Consider the following 9,662-nt stretch of genomic DNA (forward strand, 5'->3'; position numbering starts at 1 on the left):
TTTTTTCTTTACTTTAACCTTACTTTTACCATCTTAATCTCTTAAAGTTTTCTTAAATGAGTCAACTCTTCTATCTGAAAGAATGTTCTTCTACTAATGACGAAATATCAAAGTTTTTACTTTACGGAGATTCAAATTTTATAGGGCTTCATACTTTTAATCAAACAAAAGGCCGTGGTCAGTATGGAAATGTCTGGACTCAGACTGCCGGAAAAAACCTGGCTTATACGCTGGCAGTGAATACTCAGAACATCCTGTGCTCCGACTTTATGTTCAATTATTATACCGCAATGGTGATCCGTGATTTTCTTGCCAATTTGTCTGACTCTGAGGTAAAAATCAAATGGCCGAATGATATTATCCTTAAAGGTAAAAAAATCGTTGGAATTTTAATAGAAAAGAAAAAAATTAATCAGAATAATTATTTCATCATCGGAGCAGGCATCAATATTCTGCAGGAAAATTTTGATGAAATATCCAATGCAGGATCACTCCTGACACAGACAGGACTCCAATTTGACCTGGAAGAGCTTGCTTTAAACCTTCATGAATATTTGTCCGGAAAACTGAAAAACATGCCTTCCGATCAGGAAATTCTGGATGGATTCAATAAAAGACTTTTCAGAAAAGATCAGATATCGGTCTTTGTAATTGAAAAAGAACGACAAAATGGCATCATCCGATATGCAGACGAAAAGGGCGAACTCTGGATCGAACTGGAAGACGGAATGCATTCCTTTTATCACAAAGAAGTAAAACTCCTTTACTGATTGGCTCTTTTGATATAAAGATAAAGGGTAAGCGGTAAAAATACCATATTAGGCAGCCACATGGCTACTGCTGGAGACAGGCTTTTATTTTCTGAAACCACTTTTAAGGCTTCGAATGAAAACACAAAAATAAAGGCCAATGAAATCCCTATTGCAAGGTTAATTCCCAACCCTCCTCTTTTCTTTTGTGATGACAGGGAAAGCGCCAGAAATGTCAAAATAATGATCGAAACGGGCATTGAAGTTCTTTGGTGAAGTTCATTCAGGTAAGAATTCAGGTTACTGTTTCCTCTTGCTTTTTCTCTTTCAATAAATTTCAGAAGTTCCGGTGTGGTTTTATTCTGTCCCAAAAGCTCATTAGGGAAAAGTTCTTCCGGCGAATGGCCGTAGTTCTTCCTTAATTCTATCCCGTTTCCGAGTTTTTCGGTATTGTCTTTATTGATTGTTTTTTCCAGATAGTTATTTAAAACAAACTGCTTTTTTTCTTTATCCCAATATACTTCGCTTGCTTTCAGCTCATAGATCATTTTTCTGTCTTTATCATATTTCTGATAGACAAAACTTGATCCTCTTTTTTCTCTTTTATTCCATGAATCAACGAAAATATATTCCGTTTTACTCAGCTGTGAAGAAGCCGGAGCTGTTCCTAAAATCTTTTCTTTATTAGCTGCATTATAAGTATATGCTTCCAACTCATTTTTCTTGATATTGGCCCACGGCAGCACCATATGGTATACCACAAGGGCAATCAATCCAATAAAAACAGATGTAAATAGGTAAGGCTTGGAAAACCTGTGAAAACTGGCTCCACTACTTATAATAGCAACAATCTCAGTATTATTTGCCATTCTGGAGGTAAAATAAATTACTGATATAAACACCAAAATAGACAAGAATGTTACCACAAGGTTGATGATCCAGAAGGGATAAAAATGGATAAGGAAATACGTCAGATCCAGTTTAGGATCAATGGCTTTGGCATTTTCTATCCTTGGAATTTTTTGCTGAACATCAATGACCAGTACAACTATAGACAATAACACCAACATGAAACTGAAAGTTCCAAGGTATTTTTTAATGATATATCTGTCTACAATTTTAAGCATATTCTTTTACAGTCTTTGTCTGAGAACCGGTACTACAGCGTTTTTCCATTCGTAAAAATCTCCTGCCATAATATGTTCTCTGGCTACCTTTACCAAATCCAGGTAGAATGCGAGATTATGAATCGAAGCGATCTGTTTTGCCAGATATTCTTTAGATACAAACAGGTGGCGAAGATACGCTTTTGAATATTCACGGTCTACAAAACTGGTTCCAAATTCATCCAAAGGCGAAAAATCGCGCTTCCACTTTTCATTTTTAAGGTTCATTACCCCTTGCCATGTGAAAAGCATTGCATTTCTTGCATTTCTTGTTGGCATCACGCAATCCATCATATCAATTCCTAATCCGATAGACTCAAGGATATTCCAGGGAGTTCCTACTCCCATCAGGTATCTTGGTTTTTCTTTCGGAAGGATATCTGTCACTTCGTCAGTGATTCTGTACATTTCTTCTTCGGGCTCTCCAACGGAAAGTCCTCCGATAGCATTTCCTTCTGCTCCTGCTTCAGAAATCACTTCAGCCGAAATTTTTCTAAGATCAGAATAGGTAGATCCCTGAACAATCGGGAAAAGCCTTTGTTTATGTCCGTATAATTCAGGATTATCATTTGTCCATTCAATACATCTTTTCAGCCAGCGGTGGGTAAGCTCCATAGATGATTTTGCCTGGTTGTAATCACATGGATAAGGAGTACATTCATCGAAAGCCATGAAAATATCGGCTCCAATCTGTCTTTGAATCTCCATTGATCTTTCAGGAGAGAACATATGATAGCTTCCATCGATGTGGGATTTGAATCTCGCACCTTCTTCTGTCATTTTTCTGTTACTCGCCAGCGAAAAGACCTGAAAACCACCTGAATCGGTAAGAATAGGAAGATCCCAGTTCATGAATTTGTGCAAACCACCTGCATCCTGCATCGTTTCCATACCCGGACGAAGGTATAAATGATAAGTATTTCCCAGAATAATCTGAGCTTTAATGTCTTCTTTTAATTCTCTCTGATGAACTGTTTTTACACTGGCTACAGTTCCCACAGGCATAAAAATAGGAGTTTGAATCTTCCCGTGATCTGTGGTAATTTCCCCTGCTCTTGCTTTTCCTTCAGAGGTTTTTTCTATATTAAAAAATTTCATCTCTATACTTTTTTAAATGCACTGTTGTTTTCAGTGATTTTTGTGAAACAGAAACTCTCAGGCTAATTTACCTTACTACAGGTATTACAGCACCATTTTGTTTCAGTTTCTCCTTTACATATTTATCTGCTTTGGGATCTTTTTTCAGCAATATTTCCTGCGCATCATTGGTGATCCCCTCCATTTCTTCTTTAATCACATAGTATTTGAAACTATTTACAAAATCATCAGGCTTTACTTTATGTGATTTCAAAACAGCTCTTGTCCCTGCTTCCATATTTTTGTCAGGATATACAAAGATAGCCTGATCGTTGATCGCAAGATCGGCAATAATTTCTGCCATTATATCTTTATCGATCAGATTTTTAGGCTTATCAATATAATCGCCGCACGAAAACAGGCCCAACAAAACGAAAATAAAAATTAAATTTTTCATCAGTTTCATAATCTGTTGATGATTGATTTCCATTTTAAGTTCAGCACTCCGAAAACTGCTTCATGGATAATCCCTCCATTCATTTTGCTTTCTCCTAAAATTCTGTTGGTAAATATAATAGGAACTTCTACAATTCTGAAACCTTTTTTAAAAGCTCTGAATTTCATTTCTATCTGAAACCCGTATCCTTTCAGTTTCACGTTATCCAACCCTATTTCTTCCAATACTTTTCTTGAAAAACATACAAATCCTGCAGTGGTATCATGAATTGGAAGTCCCAATACAAACCTTACATATTTGGATGCAAAATAAGAAAGCAGCACTCTTCCCATAGGCCAGTTCACTACATTTACTCCTTTTGAGTAACGGGAACCTATTGCCATATCTGCATTTCTGCATGCTTCAAAAAGCTTCGGCAGATCGTTAGGGTTGTGTGAAAAATCGGCATCCATCTCAAAAATATAATCGTATCTATTTTCAATGGCCCATTTAAACCCATGGATATATGCCTTTCCCAATCCGTCTTTTACATGCCTTATGGACAGATGCAGATAATGCGGATGTTTCTTCTGCAGTTCTTTTACAATTTCTGCAGTTCCATCAGGAGAAGAATCATCTACTACTAAGATATGAAAGTCGTCCTCCAATGCAAAAACAGCGGAAATAATATATTCAATATTTTCCTTTTCGTTATAGGTTGGGATGATGACGAGTTTTTTCATTTCAGTTTGCAAAGATAGTTTATTTAACCTTTTTATTTTATACAAAATAATCTATAATTTTGCAAAAATATTTCTCGGGGATTAAGCGGATGAAACAGAAACTTTTATTCAACAGATCTGAACAAACGTAAAATCGATGAGAGCAAATATTTTAACTGCAGATTCACGGATCTGGGTGACAGGAAAATCTGTGCCGGGCTTTGTTATCTGAAGTTAAATAATAAATAAAAAAAACTTAAATTTTGCCATCATCACAACACTTCATCAATCACGTAAGAATACCTGAAAATAATGATTGGGTAATCTTTATCCTTGTGGGCTGTATATTTTTATATGTTTTTATGATGAACGTCATAGAGAGAGATGCCAGCCTTAAAGATTTTTTGCTTCAGAAATATTTTGATGCAAGCAACAACCTTCCCAGCTGGATCATCACGTCCTGTGTAACTACACTTACCCTGTCTGTATTAATTTCACAGTACGTTCCTATAGTACCGAAATATATTGCAGATCTTCAGCTTCTGGGGTATCAGCTTAATAAATTTGGATATACATTGCTGGCAGTGCTGCTTTTTTATTTAATAAAGTCAACATTAGGATTTTTATTTTACCAAAGTATTGGGGATGGAAAAAAGTGGACTATCTTTTATTTTACTTCCACAAAGTTTTATTTCATTCTTTCATTTTTGCTAATAATTCTTTGTGTAGCTCATTATTCCTTTCCGATAGACAGAAATAAAATGTTTCTATATTATTTCTGCTTTTTCGCTTTTGTATTCATTTTCAAAGTTTTTTTCTATTTATTTCACAAGAACAAGATTCTTCCCGAGAAATGGTATTATAAATTTTTGTATATTTGCACCCTCCAAATTGCACCATTATTATTGCTTTGGAAGCTGTTATTTTTTTAATAAATGTCAATGATGAGAATAAAGTCTATATTGGTTTCTCAACCAGCGCCTAGTGAGTCTTCTCCATATCTGGATATAGCGAAGAAGGAAAAAATAAAGATTGATTTCCGTCCATTTATCCACGTCGAAGGGGTTGACAATAAAGAGCTCAGAACACAGAAAATAGATCTGACGCAGTATACCGGTATTATTTTTACCAGTAAAAATGCGATTGACCATTACTTCAGACTAGCAGAGGAATTGCGTTTTGCCGTTCCGGATACAATGAGATACATCTGCCAGTCGGAAGCAATTGCCAACTACCTTCAAAAGCATATTGTGTACAGAAAGAGAAAAATCAGCTTTGGGGAGAAAAACTTCTCAGACCTGCTTCCTCTTTTCAAAAAGTTTCCTACTGAAAAATATCTGTTGCCATCTTCAGATGTTTTGAGTCCGGATATTGTAAAAACCATGGATGCATCTAATGTAGAGTGGACAAGAGCAATTATGTACCGTACCGTATGCAGTGACCTTACCGATATCAATGTCAAAGATTACGACATGCTGATTTTCTTCAGTCCGCAGGGAATCAAATCGCTGCAACAGAATTTCCCTGATTTCAAGCAGGATGAAACCAAGATTGGAGTTTTTGGAAACACAACTCTGGCAGCTGCAGAAGAAGCTGGATTAAAAGTAGATTTAATGGCTCCTACGAAGGAAACTCCTTCTATGACGATGGCCCTTGAAAAGTATATTAAAGCTCTTCACAAATAGGCTTACTATAAAAATTCAAATCCGCCTTTTTCTTTGAAAAAGGCGGATTTTTTTATTAAAAACAGAATGTTTGTTCATTTTTCAAAATGACCAGTATACTCCCACGCGAGCTGATCTCTAGCTCTTTTTTATCATTTTTTGGAGATATTTTACATTTAAAACCCCTTTTCGTCTCAATATTTTTTTCACCTCTACAACTATTTGTGACTATTTACTTCTATACAAAACTCAATTAAAAAAAAGCCATTAGCCATTAACAACCAAACAGTTAAATACATTTAATTTATCACAAAGTTAATAGTAATTAAGTACATTAGATTCAGAAAAACAATTCAATTATTATTAATAACTAAAAAAAACGTATGTATGAAAAAACTATTATTTGGTTTAGTCTTCCTGACCGCTACATTTGCCAATGCGCAGAACGATAATTGCTCAGGAGCAACATCACTGACTGTAGGAAACGATTTTACTTCCGGAGCCATTACCGTAGACAATACAGGAGCTACCACAGATGGAAATCCTTCATCCTGTAACTCAGAGTCTGAAGAAAATATCTGGTTTAAAGTTACCGTTCCTCCAAGTGGAAATGTTACGATTGAAACAGCAGCAGCTTCTGGTTCTTTATTTGATGATTCTGTACTTGCGGTTTACAGCGGAAGCTGTGGTACTTTAACTGAAATTGACTGCAATGATGATAAAGACATTGATAATGAAGATTATTTCTCATTAATTTCTTTAAGCGGACAGGTCCCAGGCACTACGCTGTATATAAGTGTTTGGAAGTATTCTTCAGATACAGACAGTGGTCAGTTTAAGATCTCAGCATATGATAGCTCCAATTTATCAACGAATGAAGTTTATGACAACAAAAAAAGAATTCAGATATATCCAAATCCTTTCAGCAAAGAGCTTAGTATTGCTGATATCTCAGAAGTAAAAGGCATTTCTGTCACAGATACTTCGGGAAAAGAAGTCAAAAACATTGGAAAACTATCGAATCCTATTGATCTGAGTGACTTAGTAAAAGGAATATATTTCATTACCCTGAAAATGAATAACGGAACATTAAAAACTACTAAAATCATAAAAAAATAACTCCTTCCATTTAATATTACTAGAAAGGCTATCATAAATTTGATAGCCTTTCTTATATTTGAACAAGAATTAACATTGAATAAAACGTCTCTGGAAAAATTTCTAAAAAGATATATATAAGACGTAAAAAATAAAATACCAGGATGAAAGCTCCACAGGCAAAAAAAATAGAAAAAATATTAGAAACACACGGCGACAGAAGAATTGATAATTACTTTTGGCTGAACGAAAGGGAAAACCCTGAAGTCATCCAATATATTGAAGAAGAAAATGCCTACGAAGAATTCATCATGAAAGATACGGAAGCTCTTCAGGAAGAGCTTTTCGAAGAGATGAAAGCCCGCTATAAAAAGGATGATGAGTCTCTCCCTTATTTCTTTAATGAATACTGGTATATTGTGCGTTATGAAGAAGGCAAAGAATATCCTATCTTCTGCAGAAAGTATAAAAGCCTTGAGAACGAAGAAGAAATTGTACTCGATGTTAATATTCATGCGGAAGGGAAAGAGTTTTTTGAAGTAGGAAGTGTAGCGGTAAGCCCCAACAACGAACTGGCTTGTTTTTCTTCAGATGATGTAGGAAGAAGAATTTATACTCTTAATTTTAAAAATTTAAAGACTGGAGAAATTTTGCCGGACACAATTGCCAATACGACAGGAAAAGCTGTTTGGGCAAATGATAACCAGCATATTCTTTACATCAGGAAAGATAAAAGCCTTCGTGCATTTCAGGTTTATAGACATCAGCTGGGAACAGATTCAGCAGAAGATGTTCTGATCTTCCACGAAGAGGATGAGACTTTTGATGTCAATGTATTTAAAACAAAATCGTTAGAGTATATTTTTATTGCAAGCTCAAGTACTATTTCTGATGAACACCGTTTTATTCCTTCTGACAATGTATTTGCAGAATGGACAGTGATCCAGCCAAGAATAGATGATCTTGAATATTCTGTAGAGCATTATGAGGATGAATTCTATATCATTACCAATGCTGACGATGCCATTAATTTCAAGATTGTAAAGACAAAGATTGATAACTGCAGCATGGAAAACTGGATTGATGTCATTCCGCACCGCGCAGAAGTTCTACTGGAAGGTTTTGAGATCTTTAAAGACTATCTGGTTCTTGAGGAAAGAGAAAGAGGCTTGCTTCAGATCAAAATCATTGATGAGAAGACACAGGAATCTTATTATCTCCCTTTCTCCGATCCTACTTATACGGCTTATATTGGAATCAATCTGGAATTTGATACAGAGATTTTACGTTACGGTTACACCTCTCTTACACAACCAAGCTCCACCTATGAATATAACATGAAGGATAAGACAACAAAGCTTCTGAAACAACAGGAAGTTTTGGGTGGAAAATTTGCTCCTGAAAATTACGTTTCAGAAAGAATCTGGGCAGATTCAAGAGATGGAAAGACCAAAGTTCCTATTTCATTAGTGTATCATAAAGATACCAAAAAATCTGCTAACACTCCGCTTCTTCTGTATGGATATGGAAGCTACGGACATACGGTGGACGCCAGCTTTTCAAATGTAAGATTATCCATTCTGGACAGAGGTTTTATTTATGCTATTGCTCATATCCGTGGTGGAGAATATCTGGGAAGAGAATGGTATGAAGACGGAAAAATGCTGTTTAAGAAAAAAACATTCTTTGATTTCATTGATGCAGGGAAATATTTAATCAAAGAAAATTATACTTCATCGAAGCATATGTATGCAATGGGAGGAAGTGCCGGTGGTCTGCTGGTAGGCGCCGTGGTCAATTATGAGCCTCAGCTATTCAACGGAATTGTAGCACAGGTACCTTTTGTAGATGTTGTTACAACAATGTTGGACGATACAATCCCATTAACTACCGGAGAATATGACGAATGGGGAAATCCAAATGATGAAGAATACTATCATTATATGAAAGATTATTCTCCATATGATAATGTAGAAGCTAAAGATTATCCCCATATGCTGATCACAACAGGATTCCACGATTCACAGGTACAGTATTGGGAACCTGCCAAATGGACGGCAAAACTTAGAGAATTAAAAACAGACGATAATATTTTAGTCTTTAAGACTGACATGAGTTCAGGACATGGAGGAGCAAGCGGAAGATTTGAATCCCTGAAGGAAGATGCGTTGGAATTCGCATTTCTGTTAAAACTAGAAAATCAAAAAGAATGATCAACGAAGCTGAATACTGGAAAAAAATAGAACAATTCTTTGAAGACAATTTCCAAACGGAGAAAAACCCGCCTATTGAGACCCTTTTATTTCTGATAGGGCTTCAGGAGCTGGGAAGCGGCCAGCAAAAATACACAAAAGAAGATAAAGTAAACCTGATCCACATTGCTGTCTGCAGATTACTTGAACCTTTTGGATATTATAAATTTACACACTATGAAGACGGATGGCCACATTTTGAAACTCTGGAAGAACTTCCGGAATTAAAACCTAATGAGCAGACTTTGCTGATGAAAAAGGCAATTATCCAGTATTTTCAGGAAGAGGAGCTTTTGTAAAGGCATGAAGCTTGAAGAATGAAGCAGGAAGTTAACTCCTGTTGATAAATAAATAAATAAGAGGATTTTCCATGGAAAATCCTCTTTTTCATAAATGATTATTTTTTGGTAGTGTTTCACTAACTGTGTAAGTTAAAAAGTTATTCTGGAAAATTTTGAGCCCTCATAGCTCAAAAAATTTTACGGAAATAACTTTTTA

The 9,662-nt window shown here is 35.7% G+C and carries 10 protein-coding genes; 6 read left to right on the forward strand and 4 right to left on the reverse strand.

Going from position 1 to position 9,662, the window contains the following annotated elements; all coding sequences use genetic code 11:
• Nucleotides 1–56 precede the first annotated feature (56 nt).
• Nucleotides 57–770, forward strand: coding sequence for a biotin--[acetyl-CoA-carboxylase] ligase (locus BW946_RS09935; RefSeq protein ID WP_076596028.1), 714 nt, complete (start codon nt 57–59; stop codon nt 768–770).
• Here the strand turns inward: BW946_RS09935 and BW946_RS09940 are convergent.
• The 4 genes from BW946_RS09940 to BW946_RS09955 all read right to left on the reverse strand — a co-directional run bounded on the left by BW946_RS09940 (nt 764) and on the right by BW946_RS09955 (nt 4,171).
• On the reverse strand, nt 764–1,876 hold the full coding sequence (locus BW946_RS09940; protein ID WP_076596029.1) for an LptF/LptG family permease: 1,113 nt from the start codon (nt 1,874–1,876) through the stop codon (nt 764–766). The two genes, BW946_RS09935 and BW946_RS09940, sit on opposite strands and share 7 nt — an antisense overlap.
• 6 nt (nt 1,877–1,882) lie before the next feature.
• A complete protein-coding gene (gene tgt, locus BW946_RS09945) occupies nt 1,883–3,013 on the reverse strand; it encodes a tRNA guanosine(34) transglycosylase Tgt (protein ID WP_076596030.1) in 1,131 nt (376 codons plus the stop codon).
• A gap of 67 nt (nt 3,014–3,080) precedes the next feature.
• On the reverse strand, nt 3,081–3,449 hold the full coding sequence (locus tag BW946_RS09950) for a DUF4296 domain-containing protein (protein ID WP_076596042.1): 369 nt from the start codon (nt 3,447–3,449) through the stop codon (nt 3,081–3,083).
• Between the two features lie 5 nt (nt 3,450–3,454).
• Nucleotides 3,455–4,171 carry a polyprenol monophosphomannose synthase gene (locus tag BW946_RS09955; protein ID WP_076596031.1) on the reverse strand — a complete coding sequence of 239 codons (717 nt, stop codon included), beginning with the start codon at nt 4,169–4,171 and terminating at the stop codon, nt 3,455–3,457.
• Between the two features lie 242 nt (nt 4,172–4,413).
• On the opposite strand from BW946_RS09955, the gene BW946_RS09960 reads away from it, so the two are divergent.
• From BW946_RS09960 to BW946_RS09980, 5 genes are all read left to right on the forward strand, one after another.
• Nucleotides 4,414–5,082, forward strand: a complete 669-nt coding sequence (locus BW946_RS09960; RefSeq protein ID WP_083688843.1) for a DUF4271 domain-containing protein — start codon at nt 4,414–4,416, stop codon at nt 5,080–5,082.
• A gap of 12 nt (nt 5,083–5,094) precedes the next feature.
• A complete protein-coding gene (locus BW946_RS09965) occupies nt 5,095–5,835 on the forward strand; it encodes a uroporphyrinogen-III synthase (protein WP_076596032.1) in 741 nt (246 codons plus the stop codon).
• A 366-nt stretch (nt 5,836–6,201) separates the two neighbouring features.
• The gene (locus BW946_RS09970; RefSeq protein ID WP_076596033.1) at nt 6,202–6,933 is read left to right on the forward strand and encodes a T9SS type A sorting domain-containing protein; all 732 of its coding nucleotides are present in this window, start codon (nt 6,202–6,204) and stop codon (nt 6,931–6,933) included.
• Nucleotides 6,934–7,076: 143 nt separating this feature from the next.
• Nucleotides 7,077–9,125 carry a S9 family peptidase gene (locus tag BW946_RS09975; protein ID WP_076596034.1) on the forward strand — a complete coding sequence of 683 codons (2,049 nt, stop codon included), beginning with the start codon at nt 7,077–7,079 and terminating at the stop codon, nt 9,123–9,125.
• Nucleotides 9,122–9,463, forward strand: coding sequence for a hypothetical protein (locus BW946_RS09980; protein ID WP_076596035.1), 342 nt, complete (start codon nt 9,122–9,124; stop codon nt 9,461–9,463). Before BW946_RS09975 ends, BW946_RS09980 begins: the two co-directional genes overlap by 4 nt.
• Nucleotides 9,464–9,662 lie beyond the last annotated feature (199 nt).

This window comes from Chryseobacterium sp. RU33C, from assembly GCF_900156015.1.
In the GTDB taxonomy this organism is placed as follows: Bacteria; Bacteroidota; Bacteroidia; order Flavobacteriales; family Weeksellaceae; genus Chryseobacterium; species Chryseobacterium candidae.

What these genes read in the sequence shown, in the direction of transcription:
- BW946_RS09935 (WP_076596028.1), top strand. Translation starts at nt 57, where the DNA reads ATGAGTCAACTCTTCTATCTGAAAGAATGTTCTTCTACTAATGACGAA.
- BW946_RS09940 (WP_076596029.1), bottom strand. Translation starts at nt 1,876, where the DNA reads ATGCTTAAAATTGTAGACAGATATATCATTAAAAAATACCTTGGAACT.
- tgt (WP_076596030.1), bottom strand. Translation starts at nt 3,013, where the DNA reads ATGAAATTTTTTAATATAGAAAAAACCTCTGAAGGAAAAGCAAGAGCA.
- BW946_RS09950 (WP_076596042.1), bottom strand. Translation starts at nt 3,449, where the DNA reads ATGAAAAATTTAATTTTTATTTTCGTTTTGTTGGGCCTGTTTTCGTGC.
- BW946_RS09955 (WP_076596031.1), bottom strand. Translation starts at nt 4,171, where the DNA reads ATGAAAAAACTCGTCATCATCCCAACCTATAACGAAAAGGAAAATATT.
- BW946_RS09965 (WP_076596032.1), top strand. Translation starts at nt 5,095, where the DNA reads ATGAGAATAAAGTCTATATTGGTTTCTCAACCAGCGCCTAGTGAGTCT.
- BW946_RS09970 (WP_076596033.1), top strand. Translation starts at nt 6,202, where the DNA reads ATGAAAAAACTATTATTTGGTTTAGTCTTCCTGACCGCTACATTTGCC.
- BW946_RS09975 (WP_076596034.1), top strand. Translation starts at nt 7,077, where the DNA reads ATGAAAGCTCCACAGGCAAAAAAAATAGAAAAAATATTAGAAACACAC.
- BW946_RS09980 (WP_076596035.1), top strand. Translation starts at nt 9,122, where the DNA reads ATGATCAACGAAGCTGAATACTGGAAAAAAATAGAACAATTCTTTGAA.